The organism is Stenotrophomonas maltophilia (assembly GCF_047497515.2).
GTDB lineage: Bacteria > Pseudomonadota > Gammaproteobacteria > Xanthomonadales > Xanthomonadaceae > Stenotrophomonas.
This window is the reverse complement of sequence record NZ_JAXAXL020000003.1, coordinates 20,301-43,251: the sequence shown is the minus strand read 5'-3', so window position 1 is coordinate 43,251 and position 22,951 is coordinate 20,301. Positions and strand designations below refer to the sequence as shown.

The window sequence follows — 22,951 nt, the reverse complement described above, 5'->3', positions numbered from 1 at the left end:
CATGAGCCTGCTCAACGCCTGGTTCAACGCCTTCCTGCGCAGCCGTCGCGCAGGCAACCTGTTCCGCCGCCGTGCGATGCCCGAGGCCGGCTTCGGCGCGGGCAGCGCTGAAGCGGCGCCGTTCGCGCTGACCACCGGCCTGGTCACCCTGGCCCAGCAGCCGGAGGCGGAGCTGTTGGCCACGCTGGATTCGCATGCCGATGGCCTCAGCCCGCACGAGGCCGGGGAGCGGTTGGCCACGCTCGGCCCCAACGAGGTCGATCACGAAAAGCCGCTGCCGTGGTGGCGCCACCTGTGGCAGTGCTACCGCAACCCGTTCAACCTGCTGCTGACCGTGCTGGCGGCCGTGTCCTGGGTGACCGAGGACCTCAAGGCGACCATCGTGATCGGCGCGATGGTGCTGCTGTCCACGCTGATCCGCTTCGTGCAGGAGGGCCGTTCCAACCGTGCAGCCGAGCGCCTGAAGGCCCTGGTCGGCAACACGGCGCGAGTGCTGCGCCGCAATCCAGGTACCGAGGCCGCCGACGTGGCCGACCAGTACTTCGGTGCGCACCTGCACAGCCGTCGCCCGGCGCGCCTGCTGGACCTGCCGATCCGCGAGCTGGTACCCGGCGACCACATCGTACTGTCGGCCGGCGACATGATTCCGGCGGACTGCCGCGTGCTGACCGCCAAGGATCTGTTCGTGGCGCAGGCGGCGATGACCGGTGAATCACTGCCGGTGGAGAAGTTCGCACACCCGGGCGATGGCCTGGCTGGCCTGCTGGAGCAGCACAACCTGCTGTTCATGGGCACCAACGTGGTGTCCGGCACCGCCACCGCCATCGTACTGGCCACCGGCAACCGCACCTACTTCGGCACCCTGGCCCAGCGCAGCACCGCCACCGACCGCGCGCCCACCGCGTTCCAGGCTGGCGTCAACAGTGTCAGCTGGTTGTTGATCCGCTTCGCGCTGGTGATGGTGCCGTTCGTGCTGCTGATCAACGGCTGGACCAAGGGCGACTGGACCGAGGCGTTCCTGTTCGCGCTGTCGGTGGCGGTGGGGCTGACCCCGGAAATGCTGCCGATGATCGTCACCTCAACGCTGGCCAAGGGCGCGGTGCTGCTGTCGCGGCGCAAGGTGATCGTCAAGCGCCTGGATGCGATCCAGAACTTCGGCGCGATGGAAGTGCTGTGCACCGACAAGACCGGCACCCTCACCCAGGACAAGATCGCGCTGGAACGCCACACCGACGTGTTCGGCAACGATTCGGAGGACGTGCTGGCGTTTGCCTACCTCAACAGCCACTTCCAGACCGGGCTGATCAACCTGCTCGACCGCGCGGTACTGGAGCACGTGGAGCTGCAGAGCTCGCTGCGGCTGTCGCAGGACTACCACAAGGTGGACGAAATCCCGTTCGACTTCGAGCGCCGCCGCATGTCGGTGGTGGTGTCCGAGCGCGAGGATCATCACGAGCTGATCTGCAAGGGCGCGGTGGAAGAAATGTTGGCCGTGTGCAGCACCGTGCGCGAGAACGGCCAGGACATGCCGTTGGACGAGCGGCGCTTGGCGCGCGTGCGGCAGACCACCGAGGAACTGAACGAACAGGGCCTGCGCGTGGTGGCGGTGGCGATGAAGGAAACCGCCGCCAGCCAGACCGCGTACTCGCAGGCCGACGAGTGCGACCTGACCCTGGTCGGCTACGTGGCCTTCCTCGACCCCCCGAAGGAGTCCGCCGCGCAGGCACTGCAGGCGTTGGCCGCGCATGGCGTGGAGGTGAAGGTATTCACCGGCGACAACGAACTGGTCACCGCCCGCGTCTGCGCCCAGGTCGGGCTGGACGCGGACACGATCCTGACCGGCCCGCAGATCGAGCGCATGGATGATGGCGCGCTTTCGCGTGCGCTGCATCACCATCGCGTGTTCGCCCGGCTGACCCCGCTGCACAAGGAGCGCCTGGTGCGTGAGCTGCGTGCTCAGGGCAAGGTGGTCGGCTTCCTCGGCGACGGCATCAACGATGCGCCTGCGCTGCGTGCGGCCGACATCGGCATCAGCGTGGACAGCGCCGTGGACATCGCCAAGGAGGCTGCCGACATCATCCTGCTGGAAAAGAACCTGATGGTGCTGGAGGAAGGCGTCATCGAGGGCCGGCGCACCTTCAACAACATGCTCAAGTACATCCGCATGACGGCCAGTTCCAATTTCGGCAACGTGTTCTCGGTGCTGGTGGCGTCGGCCTTCCTGCCGTTCCTGCCGATGCTGCCGCTGCAGCTGCTGGTGCAGAACCTGCTGTACGACATCTCGCAGATCGCCATCCCGTTCGACAACGTGGACGAAGAACTGGTGCGCAAGCCGCTGAAGTGGAACCCGGCGGGCATCGGCCGCTTCATGGTGTTCTTCGGGCCGATCAGCTCGATCTTCGACCTGACCTGCTTCGCCCTGATGTGGTACGTGTTCGACGCGCGCACCGCGGCCGACCAAGGCCTGTTCCAGTCCGGCTGGTTCGTGGTCGGCCTGCTGACCCAGACCCTGATCGTGCACATGATCCGCACGCCGAAGGTGCCGTTCCTGCAGAGCATCGCCGCGCCGCCGCTGCTGCTGATGACCGGCCTGATCATGGCCATCGGCGTGGCCCTGCCGATGAGCCCGCTGGCCGGCTACTTCAAGCTGCAGGCCCTGCCGGCCGGCTACTGGCCGTTCCTGGTGGCGATCCTGTTCGGCTATGCCGTGCTGACCACCGCACTGAAGCGCTTCTACATCCGTCGCTACGGCTGGCAGTAAGCGCCGGCCGCCTTGTCCAAGGAGAAGCACAATGGACATCAATCCGAACCTGCCGGCGTTCAACGCCGGCGCAACCCTGAGCTCGCTGATCAGCTTGACGGTGGCCTTCGTACTGGGTACGGCCATCGGCCTGGAACGGCAACTGCGCCAGCGCACCGCCGGGCTGCGTACCAACACACTGGTGGCAGTGGGCGCGGCGGTGTTCGTCGATCTCGCCGTGCGCTTCCATGACCTGTACGGCGGCCCGCCGTCGCCGCTGCATGTGGTGGCCTATGTGATTTCCGGCGTCGGCTTTCTCGGTGCCGGCGCGATCATGAAGGACGGTGCGCAGGTGTCCGGCCTGAACACCGCCGCCACCCTGTGGGGCTCGGCGGCGGTGGGTGCGTGCGCGGGCATCAAGCTGCTGCCGGAAGCGCTGATGGCCGCGATCTTCGTGCTGGCCGCCAACACGCTGTTGCGGCCGGTGGTCAATCGCATCCAGCGGCAGCCGCTGCCGGAAGCCTTCAGCGAGGCGACCTATGCGATCAACGTGGTCTGCCAGCGCGAACAGCAGGCCGACGTGCTCGACCAGCTGTTGCTGCTGCTGGAGCAGGCGCAGTACCCGGTTCGCGCGGTGGACCAGCGGCCGTTTGGCGAACGCGACGTGGAAATCGAGGCGGTGCTGTACGCCACCACGGTCGATGCCGGCGAACTGGATGCCGTACTGGCAACGCTGGCGACCACGCCTGGCGTACTGCAGGGCTTCTGGAACGCCAGCCTGGAGGAGTAGTGCCGGCCGCTGGCCGGCAGCCTCATGATCCCCCGACGCACTGTGCATCGCTTCGGTAGGTGCCGGCCGCTGGCCGGCACAAACCATCAGATGCCATGCCCACCGCTGGGGTAGTGCCGGCCGCTGGCCGGCAACCTCATGAACTCCGGCTACACCATGCAGCTGCCGGCCAGCGGCCGGCACTACCAAGCATCGCTTTGCTATCCTTTCCGCCCACGCCAGGGAGCTGTCCCGATGCCATCACTGTCGCCCCGTCGCCCGCTGGTGCTGCTGGCCCTGATCGTCGTGATGGCGGCGATCTTCCTGATCGACACCGTCACCGACTACGCCGTTGCGGCGGCGTGTTTCTACGCGGCGGTCATCCTGGCCGCCTCGCGCGTGCTGAGCGCACGCGGGCTTATCGCACTGGCCCTTGCCTGCATCGCGCTGACCGCTCTCAGCTTCTTCCTGACCCGCTTCGGCACCTACCGCATCGGCCTGGTCAATTCGGTGATCGGCATGCTGGTGATCGGCATCACCACCTATCTGGCCCTGAACATGGAAGCGGCCAAGGCGGCGGTACAGGAGGCGCAAGGACGGTTGCTGCGGGTCGCGCGCGCGTCCACTGTGGGCGAGCTGACCACTTCCATCGCACACGAGGTGAACCAGCCGCTGGCGGCCATCGCCAGCAGTGCCGAGGCGTGCCAGCGCTGGCTGGCACAGGACCCGCCGAACGTGGACAAGGCCCGGCAGACCGTGGCCCGCATCCTGTCCGATGCGCACCGCGCCGGCGACGTGATCGCGCGCATCCGCGGCCTGACCCAGGGTGCCGCGCCGGAGCGACGCGCCTTCGACCTGAACCAGGCAGTGGAAGAAATGCTGGCACTGTCACGCAGCGAGCTGGATCGACATGGCGTGGCGGTGGCGTTGCTGCTGGATGCCGACCTGCCACCGGTGCAGGCCGACCGGGTGCAGGTGCAGCAGGTGATCGGCAACCTGATCCTCAATGCGGTCGACGCGATGGAAGCGGTGCCTGCCGCCGACAGGCGCCTGTCCCTGCTGACCCAGCGCGACGGCCAGCGGATCAGCCTCAGTGTGCGCGATCGCGGTGTCGGCCTGCCCGCCGACCATCCCGAGCGTGTGTTCGATGCGTTCTGGACCACCAAGTCACATGGTCTTGGCCTCGGCCTCAGCCTCAGCCGTTCGATGATCGAAGCCAACGACGGCCAGATCCGCGCCGAGCGCCCGAGCGGCGGCGGGGCCTGCTTCGTCTTCGACCTGCCCATCGCCACGGATGTCGCTCATGCGTAAGCCCACCGCCCCTGTCGCCGATCCGGCACCGATCGTCTACGTGATCGATGACGATCCCTCGGTGCGTGCGGCGCTTGAGGATCTGTTGGCGTCGATGGGGCTGCAGGTAAGGGCCTTCGCCTCCACCCAGGCGTTCCTGGGCCACGAACTGGAAGATGCACCGGCCTGCCTGGTGCTGGATGTACGCATGCCCGGCCAGAGCGGGCTGGAGTTCCATCGCAGCATGGGCACGCATGGCCTGCAGCTGCCGGTGGTGTTCATCACCGGCCACGGTGACATCGCGATGGGCGTGAACGCGATCAAGGACGGTGCCATCGAATTCCTGACCAAGCCGTTCCGTGACCAGGAACTGCTGGATGCGATCCACAAGGGCATCGAGATCGACCGCCAGCGGCGCCGTGACGGCGAGGCGCTCGATGCCCTGCAGCAGCGCTGGAACACGCTCAATGCCGGTGAGCGCGAGGTGGTCGATGGCGTGGTGCGCGGTCGCCTCAACAAGCAGATCGCCGGTGACCTCGGGGTCAGCGAAATCACGGTGAAGGTGCGCCGCGCGCAGGTGATGCGCAAGATGGGCGCGCGCACCCTGGTCGACCTGGTGCGCATGTACGACCGGCTGCAGGCAGGCGCGGGCTGACCCTGCAGCAAGGCAGAGCCGTCGGCAGCGTCGAACAGCATTGTGCTTGCGCTATTTCCGGGTGGCCAGCACGATCACCCCGGCCACGACCAGGCCGATGCCGCTCCACTCGCGCAGGCTGGGCCGTTCACCCAACAGCAGATAGGCCAGCACGATCACCAGTACCACGCTGAACTTGTCGACTACGGCCACCTTGGCGAGTTCACCGCTCTGCAGCGCGCGGAAGTAGAACAGCCACGAGGCGCCGGTGGCGAGCGCCGACAGCACCAGGAACAGCTGGGTGCGCCCCGGCAGCAGCAGCGGGTTGGACCACTTGCCGGTGACCACCACCAGCGGCAGGATCACCGCCGCCACGATCAGGGTGCGGATGGCCATGGCCAGATCCGAATCCACGCCCCTGACGCCGACCTTGGCGAACAGCGCGGTCAGCGCTGCGAAACACGCCGACAATCCGGCCCAGACCAGCCACTGCGGAACATTCTGCATGTCGCGCCACTCCCGCTTCGAAGAGACCTCGTCGACAACGCTACTCCAATCGCGTGCCTGCGCAGGCCACGCCGTACCGGGTATGGATCAGCTGCGCTGCAGGCGCCGCTTCAGCCGCGTGTCCAGCAGTCCCACGCCCAGCAGCACCAGGCTGGTCAGCCATCCGGCGGCCAGCAGGTGCATCCATGGCAACGCCAGGCCCAGCACCAGCAGCGCGGCGGCGCCCAGCAGATGCGAGCGCGGCGCGTGCCCATAGACCACGCGCTTGTACAGGGCACTGCCCAGCAGATAGATCAGCGGGCCCGCCACCATCACGGTGGCGTACACCGTGCTGACGGCCGCCGCCGGATGGTCCATGACCAGATCGTTGCCCACTGCGGTGGCGATGATGCCGGCGATCAGCAGCGCGTGCACGTAATGAAAGTTGGCGCCCATCCGCCCCGGATCTTCGGCATGGGTGATCGCCTCGGTGGCATCGCGGCTGGAGATGCCGAAGTACAGCCACCACATGGCGATCGTGCCAGCAAACGTGGCTAGCACCGCCGAGACCACTTCGCCGCTCCAGTGCTCGACTTCACTGAGCACGCCGCCGGTGGCCAGCAGGGTTTCGCCCAGTGCCACGATCACGAAGAGCTGGCAGCGCTCGGCCAGATGCCCGCCCTCGATGGTCCAGTCGCGGGTGTGCGAACGGCCCATGCCCGGGAACGCGAAACCGAACATCGGCGAGATGTACTCGCAGGCCACCGCCACCGCCCACAAACCCAGGCGCAGAGAGCCATCGGCCGCAGCACCGGCCAGCCAGAAGCACGCCGAAACGCTGACCCAGGCCAGCATGCGGCGGAAGTTGGGGGCCAGCGGATGGTTGCGGCCGACCTCGAACAGGACGAATGCCGTGCGCCCCACCTGCATCGTGGCGTAGGCCCCGGCGAACATCCAGGCCCGCTCGGCAAACGCCTCGGGGATGGACGAGGACATCAGCAGCGCCAGCAGCATGGTGGCAAACAGCAGGCCGCGGATACGCGGCGCCTGCGGGTCGAACCAGTTGCTGACCCAGCAGGCGTACTGCCAGCCCAGCCAGACCGCGAACCAGAGCACCAGGGTCTGCAGCACCCCGGCCAGATCAAGGTGGTGCAGCAGATGATGGCTGAGCTGGGTCACCGCGAACACGTAGACCAGGTCGAAGAACAGTTCTTCGTAGGTCACGCGGGCATGGTGGCCGTCGCGATGGCGCAATGCCGGCAGGCGCACTCGGGTCATCATTGGCAGCCTTCAGCGCGCCAGGCGCCAGTAGAGGAACCCGGCCAGCAGGGCCGGCACCGCGAACACCAGCAGCAGGATCGGCAGTTCTTCGCGGACGGCATACCCCGCCCTGCTGACGCCCACCCACATATTGGCGACCGCCACCAGCAACCAGGTGCCGATGAAGGCCAGCAGGGCCGCGGGCAACTGCGAGCTGCCCACGCTCCACAGATGGCCGAACAACAGGAACACCCCGAGCAGCAGCGTCCCACCCACGATCACCAGCAGTACGTGCATGTCTTGGTCCCCGTTGGCCTGGAGGCAGGCTATCGCGCGCTGATTCTGCGCTCCAGACGATGATCATGGTTTCACCTTCCAGGCCCAGCGAACAATCAGCAACGCCAGGCAACCGATAGCAAATGCGAACGGTTCCCATTAATATCCAATCACCGTGCAGGGATCATCGCCGCGCGGCCCGCCTTCCACTTTTGCCGGTCCGGATGTCCCAGTCGCCCACGCCCCCACTGTCTGCGCTGCCGCTGGTGTCTTCGCTGGTGCGCCATTACGAGGAACTGGTGGACTACCTGCGGCACCGCTTCCGCTCGCCTGCGCTGGCGCGCGAGGTGGTGCACGATGTCTGCGTGCGCCTGCTGGAGCGTCCGGGCCCGCACGATGCACGGCAGCCGATCGCGTTGTTGCGGCGGATCGCCCACGATGCGGCAGTGGATCGCTGCCGGGCCGAAGACCTGCGCCGGCACTGGGTGGAGCCGCGTGCCGAACTGCCCGAGGGCGCGTGTCCGTCGCCCGGACCGGATCAGCACGCACACGGCCGCCAGGCCCTGCAGCGGCTGAGCGCGGCCATCGAACGCATGCCTTGCCGGCGCCAGCAGGTCTTCATCCTGCACAAGATCCATGAGCTGCCGCAGGCCGAGGTCGCCCGCCGCATGGGCATCGGCCTGAAGGCCGTGGAGCGCCACCTGCGGCTGGCCCTGGCCGATTGCCGCCCCCCTGCGGAACCGCAATGAAGCCCAACCCGCCGCCCGTATTGCCGCCGGTCGAACCCGCCAGCACCGAGCAGGTGCTGGAGGCGCATCGCGATGCCCTGAAAAAGCGCTTCCCGATGCCGGCTGCGGAGGCGCTGCAGCGTCGTCGCGGCGGGCGGGCTTCGAAAGCAGCGCTGGCGGTGCTGCTGGCTGCCACAGGCGTGTTCATTGCCGACCCAGCGTGGCAGGTGCGCGACTACCAGACCGCCGTCGGCGAACGCCGCACCCTCACGCTTCCGGACGGCAGCCACCTGCTGCTCGACGCCGGCACCCATCTGCAGGTGCGCCGCCATCTGCGCTCGCGGCAGGTACGCCTGGCCCAGGGCCACGCCCGGTTCGAGGTCCAGCACTCAGCCTGGCGTCGCTTCGAGGTCGATGCCGGCCCGGTGCATGTGCGCAACTACGGCACAGTGTTCGATGTTGATCGCCAGGGGGACCTGAGCGAGGTGACACTGTGGCGCGGCGAGGTCGGTGTCCGCGTGGACGGAGGCGGTCCCGAGCAGCGCCTGCAGCCGGGACAGCGCCTGCTCGCCCAGCGGGGATCGCTGTCGCCTCCCGAGCCGGTCAGCCCGGACCGGGCCGACTGGACCACCGGCCGCCTCCAGTTCGACCGCCTGCCGCTGTCGGAGGTGCTGCGCGTCTTGCAGCGCTATCACGACCGGCCGATCGTACTGGATGACCCGGCGCTGGGGCCGCTGCTGGTCTCGGGCGTGTTCGATGCCGACCGTGCCGAGACCGCTGTTGCGCTGCTGCCGGAGATCCTGCCGGTGCAGGTGCGCACCGCCGCCGACGGCAGCCTGCATCTGAGCGCACGACACTGATCGCGTGCGCGAGGGTGGGTTGTGCGCCCTCCCATCCGGCAGGTGCTTGAACCCCTCCGAAGGACCCCGCATGACCCGCCTTGTTCCGCCTGTCGCCCTGCGCCGGCTGGCCCCCACCCTGCTCGCCGCCTGCCTGTGTGCCGCGCTGCCCGTCGCTGCGCAGACCCGCGCGCCCGCCGCCGTGCAACTGCACCTGCCTGCCGGTCCGCTGCAGGCCTCGCTCAATGCGCTGGCCCGGCAGAGTGGCATCCAGTTGTTGTTTGCCACCGACAGCGTCAGCGGTCGCAACGCGCCCGCGCTGGAGGGCACCTACACGCCGCGCGATGCGTTGCAGCGCCTGCTGCAGGGTCACGGCCTGACCCTGCAGGAGCGCTCCCCGGGCGTGTTCGTGGTCAGCGCCGGTACCGTCCCGGCCAAGGCCGGTGCGCCGGCGCGAGCTACCCCAGCGGCCGCCCCGACCTCCCTGGCACGCGTCACCGTATCGGCCTCCACCGCGCGCATGCCGCAGGGCGAGACCGCCATGCCCAACACCATCACCGTGCTGACCCGCGAGGACATCGCCCAGCAGCTGGCGCTGGGCTCGGATGTTTCGCGCGTGCTGTCGGCGCAGATCCCGGCCTTCGCACCCGCCCGCGAGAAGATGTCCAACTACGGCGAGAGCATGCGCGGCCGCGGCATCCTGTACATGGTCGACGGCGTTCCGCAGTCCACGCCACTGCGTGACGGCTCGCGTGATTCGCACACCATCGACCCGGCGATGATCGAGCGCATCGAAGTCATCCACGGCGCCAACGCGCTGCAGGGCATCGGCGGTACCGGTGGCATCGTCAACATCATCACCCGCAGCGCGCCCAGCGAACCCGGTGGGTTCCTGCTCGACACCAACATCAGCTACAGCAGCGCCCTGCCCAGCCGTCGCGATGACAGTGGCCAGCGCGGTTCTGCGCTGGTCGGTGTGCGCGGTGAGCAGTTCGACCTGGTCGCCGGCCTGGCCTATGAAAGGCAGGGCCTGTTCCTTGACGGTGAAGGCCGTTCGATCGGCACCAATGCGCAGGGCGAGCTGATGGATTCGACCTCGTCGAACGTGTTCGCCAAAGTGGGTTGGAACCTGGCCGAGGGCCATCGGCTGCAGGTGATGGCCAACCGCTACGAACTGCGCGGGCTGGACAACTACCTGGCAGTCAACGGTGACTACCGCACCGGCCGGCCGACGATTTCGGTGCGCGGCGACACCCCGCTGGAGCCGCCGATGAACCGCTCGCGTTCGTTGACCGTGGACTACAGCGCCGCCGACCTGTTCGGTGGCCGCTTCCAGGCACAGGCCTTCGCGGTCGACTTCGAAGGCCGCTATGGTGCCAGCCAGTGGGACCCGTGGGGCAACACCGGCGCCAATGCTGCATGGGACCAGACCCAGAACGAATCGGACAAGCGCGGCTTCAAGTTGACCCAGAGCTGGACCCGCATCGCCGATACCACGCTGGATGTGACCCTGGGCCTGGACGGCCTGCGCGACCGCACCCACCAGGTGCTGCTGGCCAGTGGCATGAACTGGGTACCGCAGACCACCTACCAGAGCCTGTCGCCGCTGCTGCAGCTGCACTGGTGGCCGACCGACCACCTGATGCTGTCCGGCGGCCTGCGCTACGAAAAGGGTGAACTGGAGGTAGGCGACTACACCACCCTGCCGCGTTACGGCTCGCGCAAGGTAGCCGGCGGCAAGCCGACCATGAGCGAAACCCTGCCCAACTTCGGCGCGGTCTGGTACCTCAACGATCGCCTCACTGCCTACGCTTCGTACTCGGAGGGCTACACCGTGGCAGACGTCGGCCGCGTGCTGCGCGCGATCAACCGCGATGGCCAGCGCGTGGACAGCCTGATCGATCTGTCCCCGGTCGTGTCGGACAACCGCGAAATCGGCCTGGAGTACGACGACGGCCGCTTCAGCGGTGACATCGCCTACTACACCTCCGAATCCAAGCTGGGCTCGGTGCTGGTCTACGACCCGGGCATCGATGCCTACGCCGTACAGCGCCAGGCCACCCGCGTGGAGGGGTTCGAAAGCAACCTGCGCCTGCGCCTGGGCGACAGCCGCTTCGGCCTGGGCTATGCGCGCGCCAATGGCCGCTACGACGCCAACGTCGACGGCCGCCTGGACAGTGACCTGGCCGGCGTCAACATCGCACCGAACCGGCTGACCGCGTTCTGGGAGCAGAGCTGGACCCCGCAGCTGAGCACGCGCCTGCAGGCCAGCCATGCCTTCGACCGCGACTTTGACCAGCTCGGCGCACGCGTGGCGGCGTTCAAGGGCTACACCACGATGGACCTGGTCGCCCGCTATGCGCTGGACAGGCACAGCTTCACCCTGGGCGTGCAGAACCTGGCCAACACGCAGTACATCAGCTACTACTCGCAGACCACGCCGTCGAACCCGAGCTACTTCTCCGGGCGCGGCCGGGTGCTGACGCTGGGGTGGCAGTACCGGTACTGAGGCGGCGCAAGGCCCGGGGCAACACTGCCCCGGGCCCCTGCTGCGGGCCTCCGATCACGCGGCGTAGCGCCGCTCACCCTGCAGCCAGGTCTCCATCACCTTCAGTTCGATGACCTTTGCCGGATCGATCGTCAGCGGATCGCGGTCGAGGACCACCATGTCCGCATACTTGCCGGGTTCCAGGCTGCCGGCGATGTCGTCCACCCGGCACTGCCATGCCGCGTCGATGGTCACCGCGCGCAGCGCCTGCTCGACGCTGATGCATTCGTCCGGGTTCAGCACCTCGCCACCGTCACGCATGCGCCGGTTCACCGCGTTGTCGATGTAGCGCAACGGCTCGATGGTGGTGACATTGAAATCCGAATGCAGCGAGATGCGCAGCTTGCCCTTCAATGCCGAAGCGCAGGGATCATAGAGTGCAGCGCGCTTCGGGCCGAGGATGTTGTCCCGGAACGCTTTCCCCCAGTAGTACACGTGACCGATCAGGAACGAGGGTGAAACGTTCAGATCGGCGAGCTGGGTGATCTGCTCCCAGTGGAGCACGCTGCAATGCTCGATGCGGTGGCGATGATCGGCCCGTGGCGTTCTGGCCAGTACGTTCTTGAGGGCGTTCAGGGTGGTATCGATGGCGGCATCGCCATTGGCGTGGATGCCCACCTGCCAGCCGAGATCGTGGGCGCGCTGAATACCCACTTCCAACTGCGCCTCGGTGTAGTTCAGCGAACCGCGCTTGTCCGAGCCGAGGTAATTCTCGCGCTGATAGCCGGTCTGCGCCTGGTTGGAACCATCGGACCAGAACTTGATCCCGGTCAGGCGGAAGCGGTCATCACCGTGGCCTGGCTTCAGCCCCAACTCCACCCAATCGTCCATCAGGTCCGAGGTAAGAAAGCCTGAATAGCGGATCGGCGGATTGTTCGCCATCACGCGATTGAGCACCTTGAGATCGTTCACGCCGCCAGTCCCGATGCCGGCATCATGCAGGCCGGTGCAGCCAGCCTTGGCCGCATCCGAGAACAACCGCTCGATCAGTGCGACGTAGTGATCCTCATTGGGTTTTGGCATCTGCTCAATGAACGGCTTCATCGCGGGAGACTCCTGCATCCTTCCCGTCAGCGTCCCGTTCTCCCGATCGTAACGCCCTTGGTCCGGGTTCGGCGTCGCATCGGTTACGCCTGCAGCGGCGAAGCCCTTGCTGTTGCTGTAGGCAACGTGCCCGTTGGATTCAAGGACGAACACCGGATTATCCGCAGCGACCGCGTCCAGCGCCTTCATGGTGATCGGGTCCCCCGGCATCAGCGAGGGGTCAATGCCCTGCGCGACCACCCAGTCGCCCGGTTTGGCCGCACTGGCGGCGGCACCGATCTTCGACAGCGCCTCGGCAAGCGTGCCGGTACTGAACGGTGTCACGTCCACCCAGTCGGCCAGCATCGCCATCGCCGAGTGCATGTGCGGGTCGATGAAGCCTGGCAACAGCGCCCTGCCGCGCAGGTCGATCACCTCGGTCTGGCGCCCGCCATGCAGCATGACCTCCTCGCGGCTGCCCGTGGCCAGGATCCGCCCCTGCCGAACTGCGACGGCCTGCACCTTGCCCTTTGGCCCCAACGTATGGATTGGACCGCCATGAAAGATCCGATCCGCCGGCCCTGCCAGATTCGGTGCTGGCGGAGCCGAGAACGCTGTCAGCGGTACGGCCGCCCCGACCAGCGTCGCCGCACCCAGCCCGACCATCCCGCCGAGAAACTCGCGACGTGCCTGCAGGAATGCTGCGGCCCCTGGATTGCACACAATGCACATGCGCCTGCTCCTTCCTTGTGGTCGGTGCAGGCTACCCCGTGCGATGCGAACACGTTGCGAACTGCATCGCCCTTTCACGGCCGCTGTCGCGCCAATATTCCGGCACCCGCAATACCGGCTTATGGCAGGCATGAGCAATCATCGAAACGGCCTCGGAAGGCGCCGTGCTAGCCTCGATCCACCTTCCCGAATCCCCTTTCACATGCGCCAGCACATGCTCGTCCTCACGCTTGCAGCGGTACTCCCGGTGGCACACGCCACCGCCGCCGAAACACCGCTGCCACAGCTGCGGGCCTACACGGTGGATGCGTCCTGGCTGCAGCCGATGGCACCGCTGCAGATTGCCGACCACACCTGGCAGATCGGTACGCAGGACCTGACCGCGCTGCTGGTACAGACCGCCGACGGTGCGGTGCTGCTGGACGGCGGCATGCCACAGATGGCCGGTCACCTGCTGGACAACCTGAAGGCGCGCGGCGTGGCAGCGCAGGACCTGCGGTTGATCCTGCTCAGCCACGCACATGCCGACCACGCCGGCCCCGTGGCGGAACTGAAGCGCCGTACCGCTGCGAAGGTGGTGGCCAACGCGGAGTCGGCGGTGCTGCTGGCGCGCGGTGGCAGCGATGACCTGCACTTCGGTGATGACATTACGTTTGCACCCGCCAGCACCGACCGCATCATCATGGATGGCGAGGTGGTCACGGTGGGCGGCATCGCCTTCACCGCGCACTTCATGCCGGGGCATACGCCAGGCAGCACGGCCTGGACCTGGACCGATACGCGCGAAGGCAAGCCGGTGCGCATCGCCTACGCCGACAGCCTGAGCGCGCCCGGTTACCAGCTGCAGGGCAACGCCCGCTACCCGCATCTTGTCGAGGATTACCGGCGCAGCTTCGCCACCGTGCGCGGGCTGCCCTGCGACCTGTTGCTGACGCCACACCCGGGCGCCAGCCACTGGGACTATGCCGCCGGCAGCAAGGCAGGTGCCAAGGCACTGACCTGCAAGGCCTACGCCGATGAGGCCGAAAAGAAATTCGACGCACAGCTGGCCAAGGAAACGGTCCGGGCCCGTTGATTCCGTAGAGTCGAGCTTGCTCGACTGAAGCGAAGAGCAGTCGAGCACAGCTCGACTCTACAAAGAGCAAGCCGAGCGTGGGCTCGGCTCTACAAGGTCAGCCGCCCTGCCCATGCTCGGCGAATGCCTCGATGCTGCCATCGGTGCGCACCAGCTCGACGGTGTACGGCTGCACGTAACCATCCGGCATTTCCATGCCCGGCGAACCGGCGGGCATGCCCGGCAGCACCAGGCCGCGCGCCGCCGGGCGCTCAGCCAGCAGGCGCTTGATGTCCTCGGCGGGCACGTGGCCCTCGACCACGTAGCCGCCGATCTCGGCGGTATGGCAGGAGCCCTTGCCGACTGGCACACCCAGCCGGACCTTGATCGGGTTCATGTCATCGGTATCGCGCACCTCCACCTGGAAGCCTTCGGCCTTCAGATGGTCGACCCAGATGCCGCAGCAGCCGCAGCTGGCGGTCTTGTGCACCACGGCGATGGGCAGTGCGGAATCGATCGTGGCCGGGCTGGGCGTGGTGGGCGCCGCCGGGGCCTGCGCTGCAGGCAACGCAGCGGTGGCGTCTTCAGCAGCGCGTGCGCAGGCAGCGGTGGCCAGCACGGTGCCCAGCAGCAGGCCGAGGGACAGAGAACGGTTCATGGGTTGATTCCTTTGCAGATGCGGGCAAGGCAGCCCGCCGGCCTCGCCTTGAAGGCGCAGGCAGATTGGAGAATGAATCGAGCAATCGCGGACGCCGCACGCCCGCAGGGAATCAACCGATGGGTGGCCGCAACGGGTCCGGCATTGGCGGCGGTGCGCGTTGCCGTGAAGGGGCGTGCGCCGGCGCCTCGCGCCACGGCAACGCCGGCGTTCCGCTCATCGTGGCCAGCATGCCCAGGCAGGCCGGTGGGCATTCGCACTCACCGCCCGCGCAGAACGCTGATGCCGCTTCACCGCAGCATCCGGCCATCGCAGCGGAATGCGGGGCGGTGCAAGGCTCGGCGGTGGATGCCGCAGTATCCGGCAACGACGCAAGCGCCAATGCCGGTGCGTTCAGCACCAGGGCAACAAGCAGCATCCATCGCAGCAGCAGGCCAGGCAGGTTCACGCGTGAATGATAGCCGATGCGCGCATTACACCGTTGCCGCCGCCATCGCACGCACCCGTACCGGAATCGACTTGGCCGCCGGGGTGCCGCTGATCCGGTCGTAGTAGTCCAGCGGCAACAGCGGATTCAACTCGGGGTAGTAGCCGGCCAGCGCGCCGCGCGGCATCGGGTAGTCCAGCACGGTCAGGCCGTCGATACGCCGGCTCACGCCGTCGCGGCTGATCGTCTCAAGGCTGACCTGCGCCTCCTTCTCCAGCCCTCGCGCCAGCCGGTCCTCGATGTTCATGAACAGCACCATGCGGTCGTTGTACACGCCACGGTAGCGGTCGTTGTAGCTGTAGATGGTGGTGTTGTACTGGTCATGCGAGCGCACCGTGGCCAGCCGCAGCATCTCCGGGTCATCCACTGGCTCGTCCACGTCCAGGCCGGGCATCACCAGGATGTTGGCCTTGCCGTTCGGCGTAGGCCACACGCGGCGACGCGGTGGAATATCCAGATGGAAGCCGTGCGGCTGCTGGATGCGCTGGTTGAAGCCGGTGTAGATCTCCGGGTACACCGCCGCAATCAGCTCACGGATCGGGGCGTAGTCGTGCATGCACGCGGCCCAATCGACCTTGCTGCCCGGCAGCGTTGCCATCGCCATGCGGCAGACGATCTCGACCTCCGGCAGCACCTCGGTGCTGACCGGCTCCAGCACGCCGCGCGACGCGGTCACGTTCGACATCGCGTCCTCAATGGTGACGAACTGCTCGCCGGCCGGTGTCACGATACGTTCCGAGCGCGCCACCACCGGCAGGATCAACGCATCACGGCCGTGTACCAGGTGCCCACGATTGAGCTTGGTGGCGATGCCGACGGTCAGCTCCAGGCCGCGCATCGCCGCATAGGCACGCGGCGTATCGGGCACGGCGTGGATGAAGTTGCCGCCCAAACCGATGAATACCTTGGCGCTGCCGTCCAGCATTGCCTCGATCGATTCGACCACATGGTGGCCGTGCTCACGCGGCGGATCGAAGCCGAACACATGCTGCACGCGGTCCAGGTAGGCCGGCTTGGGTTTCTCGTCGATGCCGACGGTGCGGTCACCCTGCACGTTGGAGTGGCCGCGGATCGGCCCGATGCCAGCGCCCGGTTTGCCGAAGTTGCCGCGCAGCATCAGCAGGTTGGCCACCTGCTGCAGCAGGCGCGAGCCGTACTGGTGCTGGGTCAGGCCCATGCCGTAGCAGATCACGGTGGCGTTGGAGCGGATGTAGATCTCCGCACAACGGCGGATCTGCGCTTCGGAGATGCCGGAGACGCGAACGAGATCGCCCCAGTCCTGGGCCATCACATCGTCGCGCAGCGCGTCCAGCCCCACGGTGTGTTCGGCCAGGAAGTCGTGGTCGAGCACACGCTCGCCCTGCACCTCGCGTTCGAACATCACCTTCATCATGCCCTTGATCAGCGCCAGGTCGCCGCCGATGCGGATGTGCACGAACTCGCTGCTGATCTCGGTCGAACCCAGCGTGGCCATCTGCACCACGTCCTGCGGCTCGGCGAAGCGGATCAGCGCGCGCTCGGGCATCGGGTTGACCGCCACGATCGGAATGCCACGTTTGCGCGCTTCAACCAGGTTGCTCATCATCCGCGGCGAATTGGTGCCGGTGTTCTGGCCGATCACGAAGATCGCCTCGGCATGCTCGAAGTCCTGCAGCACGATGGTGCCCTTGCCTACGCCGATGGCCGGTGGCAGGCCACGGCTGGTCGGCTCGTGGCACATGTTCGAGCAGTCCGGGAAATTGTTGGTACCGAACTCGCGCACGAAGATCGAGTACAGGAACGCCGCTTCATTGGGCGTGCGGCCGGAGGTGTAGAACTCGGCCTGGTGCGGGCTGTCCAGCGCCTGCAGGTGGCGGCCGATCAGCGCGAAGGCATCGTCCCAGCTGCACGGTACGTAATGATCGATGGCCGCGTCGTAGCGCATCGGCTCGGTCAACCGGCCCTGCATCTCCAGCCAGTAGTCGGTCTGCGCCATCAGTTCGGTGACGGTGTGCTGCGCGAACAGCTCACGCCCCGCGCGGAACTGGGTCGCCTCCCAGGCCAGTGCCTTGGCGCCGTTCTCGCAGAATTCCAGCTTCCTGCGCTCGTCCGCATCGGAACGCGCAGCTCGGGCATTTGAAGCCACCGGGCTGGTTCATCGCCAGCAGCGCCTTCGAGCCCTTGCCGATCACGCTCTGCTGCAAAAGAACCTTGGCGGTCGCGCCGGCAGCGCCCCAGCCTCCGGCGGGCTGGTTGTAGGGCTTGTAGCGCGGCGGTTTCTGCTCGGACATGGTCGGCAACCTGGCGGTAGGAACGCAATGACGTAGGGCACTGCAGAGGCCACAGCGCCGGTTGGCGGCGCGGCCAGCTGCACAGTCAAGCACGGCTCCGCGTACGGCGCCAGCGCACAGCGCGGTTTCAGGCACAGCCTGCCATGGCAGCGGTTACAGCCACGTCTGTGCACGGCCACTGCGCTATCCTCGATCGCGCAGGTGGTCGGCCATCTGCACATTTTTCCTGTCCGGACACGCTGAATGCCTGATTCGACCCCGCCGCATACCCCGCCTGCCGGCACGGCGCAGCGCCCGTTGCAGCGCTGGCGCAGCGAGGGGCAACAGCAACACGTTGACGTAGTGGCCGAGGAAGTACCGGTCGCCCTGCGCTACAACGGTGCGGCCTTCGCGGTGATGATGGCCACCCCCTGCGACCTGGAAGACTTCGCGCTGGGCTTTTCGCTCAGCGAAGGGTTGATCACCGCGCCCTCGCAGTTGCTGTCGATCGAGGTGAAGCCACAGCTGGAAGGCATCGAGCTGCAGATGACCGTGGCCGAGGACGCACCCGGCGCCGACCTGGACCCGGCCAACGGACGCCTGCTGCCCGGCCGGGGTGGCTGCGGCCTGTGTGGCACGCGGCAACTGGAGGATGTGCTGCGGCCGCTGCCGCAGATTCGTAAACAGCGCAGCTACCCACCGGCCGCGTTGCAGCGGGCGCTGGCCTCGCTGGTCCACTACCAGCCGATGAATGCGGTGAGTGGCTCCACTCACGCCGCCGCGTGGGCCGACGCCCATGGGCGGATCGGCTGGGTGCGCGAGGATGTCGGCCGCCACAACGCCTTGGACAAGCTGATCGGCGCGCTGCACCACAACGAACACGCCCTTGACGGCGGCCTGCTGGTCATTTCCAGCCGCGCCAGCTACGAGATGGTCAGCAAGGCCGTGCGTGCCGGCGCCAGCGTCCTGGCTGCGGTGTCGGCGCCGACCGCGCTGGCGATCGACCTGGCACGCAGCGCCGGGCTGTGCCTGGTCGGGTTCGCGCGCGAGAACGGGTTCAATGTGTACACCCATCCCGAGCGCCTGCGGGCGGACGAACCACCTCGGTAGCGTCGACCGCTGGTCGACTAACGCGCGCAGCGCGGGCTTTTCGCCACCTGAACGAAACGCAGTCGACCAGCAGTCGACCCTACCGAAGGGCCGGACGTCACGTCAGCGCAGCGCCACCTTCGGGAAATCCACCGGCACCTCGAACGCTACATTGACGTAGTTGGTGAACAGGTTGAGTGCCACATGGGCGAGGATTTCGACAATCAGCTCATCGTCGAAACCCGCCGCGCGCAGCGCCTGCACATCGCCATCGGCGATCTGCGCGCGCTGCTCAACCACTTTCAGTGCGAAGCCCAGTGCGGCGGCCGTGGCCGGATCGCTGGACTGGCCGATCTGCGCGGCGGCCATCTGTTCGCCACTGGCGCCGCCCTTGCGACCCAGCGCGGTGTGTGCGGCCAGGCAGTACTCACAGGCATTGCGGTTGGCGATGGCCACGGCGATCTGCTCGCCCAGCAACGGTGACAGGCGGCCAGCGCCCAGCGCACCGAACGCGCCCCACATGCTCTGCAGCGCGGCCGGAGAATTGGCCACGGCACGGAACATCGCCGGGGTGGCACCGAAGGCGGCATGCACCTGGCGCAGCAGGGCCTGGCGGTCGGCGGTGGTGGCGGATGCATCGATCAGGGGGACACGGGACATGGAGGATCTCCTTGGAAAGCGCCCGGGATTGGACGACCCGGCCATCCTAGGTAGACTCCATGGACACATCAGGCCATATCAGCCGCTTGTATTGTCCATTCGTCCATGAGCGCCTCTCCAAACCCCGCAGGCACCTCCGCGCCCGACCGCCTGTCCTCGCTGCTGGAACGTTTCCGCGTGCAGGCCGCGCTGTTCCACAGCGGCCCGCTGTGTGGGCGGCATGTCTTCGAGCCGCAGCCCGGGCGCGCGTTCCTGCACATCCTTCGCCAGGGCGAGATGGAGGTCCGTCACCCCGATGGCGATACCGCGCTGCCACGCCTGAAGATCGACAGCCCCAGCCTGCTGCTGTACCCGCAACCGCTCCACCACGTGTTCCACAACGCGCCGCTGGAGGGCCCGGATTTCACCTGCGCCACGCTGGATTTCGATGGTGGTGCGCGCAATCCGATCGTGCAGTCATTGCCGCCGGTGATGGTGGTGCCGCTGGCGGCGATCGGCGAACTGGACGACACCCTGCACCTGCTGTTCGCGGAGGCCGATCGCCAGCGCTGCGGTTCACGGCTGCTGACCAACCGCCTGTTCGAAGTGGCGTTGATCCAGATCCTGCGCTGGGTGGTCGACCACCCGGATGCAGCGGGTGTCAGCCATGGGCTGATGCGCGGCCTGTCCGATGCACGGCTGGCGCGCACGCTGGTCGCGATGCATCAGGCGCCACAGCTCGAATGGACGCTGCCACGCATGGCGGCCACCGCCGGCATGTCGCGCAGCGCCTTCGCGGCGGTGTTCAAGGAGGTGATGCAGGCAACGCCCGCGAGCTACCTGCTGGACTGGCGGCTGAGCCTGGCCTGCGCGCAGTTGCGGGCAGGCGTGGCGGTCAAGCAGGTGGCCATCGAGGTGGGGTTTGCCGATACCGCGTCGTTGTCGAAGGCGTTCCGCAAGCGGTTGGGAGCCTCGCCACGGGCGTGGCTGGCCGCGAGCGCAGCGCAGGCTGGGTAAATGGGTAAGGGGTAGCGTCGACCGCTGGTCGCCTATCGCGCGAAGCGCGGGGGTTTCGTGGCCTGGCCGAAGAACAGCCGACCAGCGGTCGGCTCTACCACGGGTGAGGTCGGCGCGTTTGTGGCCTGGCCGAAGGGCAGCCGCCCAGCGGTCGGCTCTACCAGGAGCGATGCCCGCGTGTTGGCCGATGGCCTAGCTGGCCGATCCATCGCTCCTGGCCAGCAGCCCGGCGATCCGCTCGGCGACCTGGGCACGCACGCCCTCATCCAGCTGCCCTTCGTACATCGCTTCGTAGATCCACAGGCCATCGGCCGCCAGCCGCGCCACGAAATTGTCCAGCGCGGCCGGGTCGTCCTGCCCGGATGAAGGCGGCAATGGCGCCCAGCGTCGTACCGCCGGGCCCCATGGGCGCTCATCGGCATCCGGGTCGGCCGATTCGAGCATGAACATCAGCTCGGCACGGGTGGCGCTCTGCGCCGACACCCGCACGAAGGTCTGGTAGCGCTCCAGCGCGGTCGCTTCGCCGGCGCGCTTGCCCAGCAGCGCTTCCATCGACGCTTCCCAGGCCTGCACCAGGTGCTCGTCGATGCCGCGCAGCAGCGCCTCGCGCGAGGGGAAGTGGTACAGCAGGCCGCCGCGGGTCAGCTGGGCCTCGGCCGCCACCGACTCGAAGGTCACCGCACGCACGCCGTCACGATTGATCACGTTGACGGCGGCGTCGAGGATGCGGTCGCGCTTGCTGGTTCTCATCGCGTCATTTTACGCGATCGGCCGCACCCTCGCGGCCACCGACGCGGCCGCGCAGCAGGCGCGCGATGACCGCCGCGCCTGTCGCCAGCATCACCGTGATCACCAGCAGCACGATCTGGTAACCGCGGTCGTACGCGGCCGTGGCCAGCGTGAACCACTCGCCCTGCCCGCTCTCGCGTGCCACATGCAGGGCCTGGGTGAAGCCCTCGCGTGCCAGTGCCGGCATGTCGGCCGAAGACGGCAGGAAGGCGCTGTACATCGCCGCGCTCAGGCTGCCCAGCATGGCTACCGCCAGCAGGCCACCGAATTCGTAGGAGACTTCCTCCACCGACGAGGCCATGCCTGCGCGGTGCGCCGGCACGTTGTTGAGGATGGCGGTGGACGCCACCGAGATGGCCGCGCCCATGCCGAAGCCGGTGATGGTCATGCCGGCCACCACCCAGCCCAGGCCGTGCGGGAAGCCGAACGCGACCACGCCGACACCCACCGCGCCTGCGGCCAGGCCACCGCAGATAAGCGGACGCAGGCCGACCCGGTGCAGGATGCTGCCGCCCAGCAACGCACTGGGCAGGCTGCCCACCGCCGCCACCGACACCAGCAGGCCCGCCTGCAACGGGGTGAAGCCTGCCACCAGCTGGAAGCGCTGGGTGGTGACCAGCTGCAGGCCGGCCATCGCGAACAGGGTGAACACCGCCGACAGCGTGCCGGCCAGGAACGCGGGATTGCGGAAGATCGCGAAGTCCAGCAGCGGGTACGGCAGCTGCTGTTGGCGCCGCGCGAACGCCGCACCGCTGATGACCGCCAGCAGCAGCGCGCCGGCGCCCAGCGCGTACGACGGCGGCGTGGCGATCAGCGACTTGATCGCCAGCACCAACCCGGACAGCGCGGCAAGCGCCAGCACCGAGGACACAAGATCCCAAGGGCGCGAGGTATCGCGCTGGCCTTCCGGCGCCAGCAGCAGCGTGGCCACGAAGGCGACCACCACCACCGGCACATTGATCAGGAACACCGAGCCCCACCAGAAATGCTGCAGCAGCCAGCCACCGATGATCGGGCCGAGCGCGGCGCCAACGATCGCCACCGAGCCCCAGATCGCGATGGCGATGTTGCGCTCGCGCTCTTCGTGGAAGCTCAGCCCTATCAGCGCCAGCGTGGCCGGCATCATCGCCGCCGCACCCACCGCCAGGAACGCGCGCGCGGCGATCAGCTGCGCGGCACTCTCCGCGAATGCCGCGGCCAACGAGGCAACACCGAACACCACCAGGCCGATCAGGAACATGCGGCGGTGGCCGATGCGGTCGCCGAGTGTGCCGGCGCCGAGCAGCAGGCCGGCCATCACCAGCGGATAGGCATTGATGATCCACAGCGCCTGGCCGTTACTGGCCGACAGCTCTTCGGTCAGGGTGGGCAGCGCGGTGTAGAGCACGGAGTTGTCCAGCGTGACCAGCAACAGGCCGGCGGCCACGGTGAACAACAGCGCCCAGCGACGGGCGCGCGACAGGGCCGGAGCACCGGCCAAGCGCTGGGACAAAGCCATGGGAGAACCTGATGGGGTGGAGTACGGCCATAACTATACCGGATGTCCTGTATAGTTACGATCTTCGGAATCCACCGGTTCAGCTTCTGTAGAGGCGAAACTGCTCGATCGGACGCCCCAGCCAGGCATGGCCTGGCTCTACAGGG

19 protein-coding genes and 1 pseudogene are annotated in these 22,951 nt (G+C 67.5%); 11 read left to right on the top strand and 9 right to left on the bottom strand.

Annotation, left to right across the window (positions count from 1 at the left end; genetic code table 11):
- Nucleotide 1: 1 nt before the first annotated feature.
- The 4 genes from mgtA to ACMZPQ_RS07075 all read left to right on the top strand — a co-directional run bounded on the left by mgtA (nucleotide 2) and on the right by ACMZPQ_RS07075 (nucleotide 5,454).
- Nucleotides 2–2,761, top strand: coding sequence for a magnesium-translocating P-type ATPase (gene mgtA / locus ACMZPQ_RS07090; RefSeq protein WP_197582789.1), 2,760 nt, complete (start codon nucleotides 2–4; stop codon nucleotides 2,759–2,761).
- Nucleotides 2,762–2,792: 31 nt separating this feature from the next.
- Nucleotides 2,793–3,530 (top strand): MgtC/SapB family protein, encoded by a 738-nt coding sequence (locus tag ACMZPQ_RS07085; RefSeq protein ID WP_197582788.1) that lies wholly within the window; start codon nucleotides 2,793–2,795, stop codon nucleotides 3,528–3,530.
- A 234-nt stretch (nucleotides 3,531–3,764) separates the two neighbouring features.
- Nucleotides 3,765–4,820, top strand: a complete 1,056-nt coding sequence (locus ACMZPQ_RS07080) for a sensor histidine kinase (protein ID WP_197582721.1) — start codon at nucleotides 3,765–3,767, stop codon at nucleotides 4,818–4,820.
- Nucleotides 4,813–5,454: a response regulator transcription factor gene (locus tag ACMZPQ_RS07075; RefSeq protein ID WP_197582722.1), complete on the top strand. Its 642-nt coding sequence runs from the start codon at nucleotides 4,813–4,815 to the stop codon at nucleotides 5,452–5,454. Before ACMZPQ_RS07080 ends, ACMZPQ_RS07075 begins: the two co-directional genes overlap by 8 nt.
- Before the next feature lie 51 nt (nucleotides 5,455–5,505).
- Here ACMZPQ_RS07075 and ACMZPQ_RS07070 read toward each other — a convergent pair whose 3' ends face one another.
- From ACMZPQ_RS07070 to ACMZPQ_RS07060, 3 genes are all read right to left on the bottom strand, one after another.
- Nucleotides 5,506–5,940 carry an EamA family transporter gene (locus ACMZPQ_RS07070; RefSeq protein WP_197582723.1) on the bottom strand — a complete coding sequence of 145 codons (435 nt, stop codon included), beginning with the start codon at nucleotides 5,938–5,940 and terminating at the stop codon, nucleotides 5,506–5,508.
- 87 nt (nucleotides 5,941–6,027) lie between these two features.
- The gene (locus ACMZPQ_RS07065; RefSeq protein ID WP_197582724.1) at nucleotides 6,028–7,200 is read right to left on the bottom strand and encodes a low temperature requirement protein A; all 1,173 of its coding nucleotides are present in this window, start codon (nucleotides 7,198–7,200) and stop codon (nucleotides 6,028–6,030) included.
- A 9-nt stretch (nucleotides 7,201–7,209) separates the two neighbouring features.
- Entirely contained in the window at nucleotides 7,210–7,476 is a 267-nt protein-coding gene (locus tag ACMZPQ_RS07060; RefSeq protein WP_197582725.1) for a hypothetical protein, read from the bottom strand.
- 203 nt (nucleotides 7,477–7,679) lie between these two features.
- On the opposite strand from ACMZPQ_RS07060, the gene ACMZPQ_RS07055 reads away from it, so the two are divergent.
- The 3 genes from ACMZPQ_RS07055 (at nucleotide 7,680) to ACMZPQ_RS07045 (ending at nucleotide 11,531) form a co-directional block, all read left to right on the top strand.
- Complete coding sequence (locus ACMZPQ_RS07055; RefSeq protein WP_197582726.1) at nucleotides 7,680–8,204, top strand: RNA polymerase sigma factor; 525 nt, start codon at nucleotides 7,680–7,682, stop codon at nucleotides 8,202–8,204.
- Complete coding sequence (locus ACMZPQ_RS07050; RefSeq protein WP_197582727.1) at nucleotides 8,201–9,043, top strand: FecR family protein; 843 nt, start codon at nucleotides 8,201–8,203, stop codon at nucleotides 9,041–9,043. The genes ACMZPQ_RS07055 and ACMZPQ_RS07050 overlap by 4 nt, the downstream gene beginning before the upstream one ends.
- Before the next feature lie 70 nt (nucleotides 9,044–9,113).
- Nucleotides 9,114–11,531 carry a TonB-dependent receptor gene (locus ACMZPQ_RS07045; RefSeq protein ID WP_414485976.1) on the top strand — a complete coding sequence of 806 codons (2,418 nt, stop codon included), beginning with the start codon at nucleotides 9,114–9,116 and terminating at the stop codon, nucleotides 11,529–11,531.
- A 54-nt stretch (nucleotides 11,532–11,585) separates the two neighbouring features.
- On the opposite strand, the gene ACMZPQ_RS07040 is transcribed toward ACMZPQ_RS07045, so the two are convergent.
- Nucleotides 11,586–13,259, bottom strand: a complete 1,674-nt coding sequence (locus ACMZPQ_RS07040; RefSeq protein WP_414485977.1) for an amidohydrolase — start codon at nucleotides 13,257–13,259, stop codon at nucleotides 11,586–11,588.
- 268 nt (nucleotides 13,260–13,527) lie between these two features.
- Between ACMZPQ_RS07040 and blaL1 the strand changes: the two genes are divergently transcribed.
- A complete protein-coding gene (gene blaL1, locus ACMZPQ_RS07035) occupies nucleotides 13,528–14,400 on the top strand; it encodes a L1 family subclass B3 metallo-beta-lactamase (RefSeq protein ID WP_197582731.1) in 873 nt (290 codons plus the stop codon).
- Nucleotides 14,401–14,497: 97 nt separating this feature from the next.
- On the opposite strand, the gene ACMZPQ_RS07030 is transcribed toward blaL1, so the two are convergent.
- The gene (locus ACMZPQ_RS07030) at nucleotides 14,498–15,037 is read right to left on the bottom strand and encodes a DUF411 domain-containing protein (protein WP_197582732.1); all 540 of its coding nucleotides are present in this window, start codon (nucleotides 15,035–15,037) and stop codon (nucleotides 14,498–14,500) included.
- A gap of 119 nt (nucleotides 15,038–15,156) precedes the next feature.
- Between ACMZPQ_RS07030 and ACMZPQ_RS07025 the strand changes: the two genes are divergently transcribed.
- Nucleotides 15,157–15,495, top strand: a complete 339-nt coding sequence (locus tag ACMZPQ_RS07025; RefSeq protein WP_312646200.1) for a hypothetical protein — start codon at nucleotides 15,157–15,159, stop codon at nucleotides 15,493–15,495.
- A 15-nt stretch (nucleotides 15,496–15,510) separates the two neighbouring features.
- Here ACMZPQ_RS07025 and ACMZPQ_RS07020 read toward each other — a convergent pair.
- A pseudogene (locus ACMZPQ_RS07020) lies at nucleotides 15,511–17,794 on the bottom strand (FdhF/YdeP family oxidoreductase).
- Nucleotides 17,795–18,037: 243 nt separating this feature from the next.
- Between ACMZPQ_RS07020 and fdhD the strand changes: the two are divergent.
- The gene (fdhD, locus tag ACMZPQ_RS07015) at nucleotides 18,038–18,883 is read left to right on the top strand and encodes a formate dehydrogenase accessory sulfurtransferase FdhD (protein WP_197582736.1); all 846 of its coding nucleotides are present in this window, start codon (nucleotides 18,038–18,040) and stop codon (nucleotides 18,881–18,883) included.
- Between the two features lie 102 nt (nucleotides 18,884–18,985).
- Here fdhD and ACMZPQ_RS07010 read toward each other — a convergent pair whose 3' ends face one another.
- Nucleotides 18,986–19,522 carry a carboxymuconolactone decarboxylase family protein gene (locus ACMZPQ_RS07010; RefSeq protein WP_197582737.1) on the bottom strand — a complete coding sequence of 179 codons (537 nt, stop codon included), beginning with the start codon at nucleotides 19,520–19,522 and terminating at the stop codon, nucleotides 18,986–18,988.
- A 105-nt stretch (nucleotides 19,523–19,627) separates the two neighbouring features.
- On the opposite strand from ACMZPQ_RS07010, the gene ACMZPQ_RS07005 reads away from it, so the two are divergent.
- Complete coding sequence (locus ACMZPQ_RS07005) at nucleotides 19,628–20,518, top strand: cupin domain-containing protein (RefSeq protein WP_197582738.1); 891 nt, start codon at nucleotides 19,628–19,630, stop codon at nucleotides 20,516–20,518.
- A gap of 192 nt (nucleotides 20,519–20,710) precedes the next feature.
- Here ACMZPQ_RS07005 and ACMZPQ_RS07000 read toward each other — a convergent pair whose 3' ends face one another.
- On the bottom strand, nucleotides 20,711–21,268 hold the full coding sequence (locus ACMZPQ_RS07000; RefSeq protein WP_197582740.1) for a TetR family transcriptional regulator: 558 nt from the start codon (nucleotides 21,266–21,268) through the stop codon (nucleotides 20,711–20,713).
- 4 nt (nucleotides 21,269–21,272) lie between these two features.
- The gene (locus tag ACMZPQ_RS06995; protein WP_197582741.1) at nucleotides 21,273–22,805 is read right to left on the bottom strand and encodes an MFS transporter; all 1,533 of its coding nucleotides are present in this window, start codon (nucleotides 22,803–22,805) and stop codon (nucleotides 21,273–21,275) included.
- Nucleotides 22,806–22,951 lie beyond the last annotated feature (146 nt).

Bases quoted from the DNA above. Each gene is read 5' to 3' on its own strand.
- mgtA (WP_197582789.1), top strand. From the start codon at position 2: ATGAGCCTGCTCAACGCCTGGTTCAACGCCTTCCTGCGCAGCCGTCGC.
- ACMZPQ_RS07085 (WP_197582788.1), top strand. From the start codon at position 2,793: ATGGACATCAATCCGAACCTGCCGGCGTTCAACGCCGGCGCAACCCTG.
- ACMZPQ_RS07080 (WP_197582721.1), top strand. From the start codon at position 3,765: ATGCCATCACTGTCGCCCCGTCGCCCGCTGGTGCTGCTGGCCCTGATC.
- ACMZPQ_RS07075 (WP_197582722.1), top strand. From the start codon at position 4,813: ATGCGTAAGCCCACCGCCCCTGTCGCCGATCCGGCACCGATCGTCTAC.
- ACMZPQ_RS07070 (WP_197582723.1), bottom strand. From the start codon at position 5,940: ATGCAGAATGTTCCGCAGTGGCTGGTCTGGGCCGGATTGTCGGCGTGT.
- ACMZPQ_RS07065 (WP_197582724.1), bottom strand. From the start codon at position 7,200: ATGATGACCCGAGTGCGCCTGCCGGCATTGCGCCATCGCGACGGCCAC.
- ACMZPQ_RS07060 (WP_197582725.1), bottom strand. From the start codon at position 7,476: ATGCACGTACTGCTGGTGATCGTGGGTGGGACGCTGCTGCTCGGGGTG.
- ACMZPQ_RS07055 (WP_197582726.1), top strand. From the start codon at position 7,680: ATGTCCCAGTCGCCCACGCCCCCACTGTCTGCGCTGCCGCTGGTGTCT.
- ACMZPQ_RS07050 (WP_197582727.1), top strand. From the start codon at position 8,201: ATGAAGCCCAACCCGCCGCCCGTATTGCCGCCGGTCGAACCCGCCAGC.
- ACMZPQ_RS07045 (WP_414485976.1), top strand. From the start codon at position 9,114: ATGACCCGCCTTGTTCCGCCTGTCGCCCTGCGCCGGCTGGCCCCCACC.
- ACMZPQ_RS07040 (WP_414485977.1), bottom strand. From the start codon at position 13,259: ATGGTCGGGCTGGGTGCGGCGACGCTGGTCGGGGCGGCCGTACCGCTG.
- blaL1 (WP_197582731.1), top strand. From the start codon at position 13,528: ATGCGCCAGCACATGCTCGTCCTCACGCTTGCAGCGGTACTCCCGGTG.
- ACMZPQ_RS07030 (WP_197582732.1), bottom strand. From the start codon at position 15,037: ATGAACCGTTCTCTGTCCCTCGGCCTGCTGCTGGGCACCGTGCTGGCC.
- ACMZPQ_RS07025 (WP_312646200.1), top strand. From the start codon at position 15,157: ATGGGTGGCCGCAACGGGTCCGGCATTGGCGGCGGTGCGCGTTGCCGT.
- fdhD (WP_197582736.1), top strand. From the start codon at position 18,038: ATGCCTGATTCGACCCCGCCGCATACCCCGCCTGCCGGCACGGCGCAG.
- ACMZPQ_RS07010 (WP_197582737.1), bottom strand. From the start codon at position 19,522: ATGTCCCGTGTCCCCCTGATCGATGCATCCGCCACCACCGCCGACCGC.
- ACMZPQ_RS07005 (WP_197582738.1), top strand. From the start codon at position 19,628: ATGAGCGCCTCTCCAAACCCCGCAGGCACCTCCGCGCCCGACCGCCTG.
- ACMZPQ_RS07000 (WP_197582740.1), bottom strand. From the start codon at position 21,268: ATGAGAACCAGCAAGCGCGACCGCATCCTCGACGCCGCCGTCAACGTG.
- ACMZPQ_RS06995 (WP_197582741.1), bottom strand. From the start codon at position 22,805: ATGGCTTTGTCCCAGCGCTTGGCCGGTGCTCCGGCCCTGTCGCGCGCC.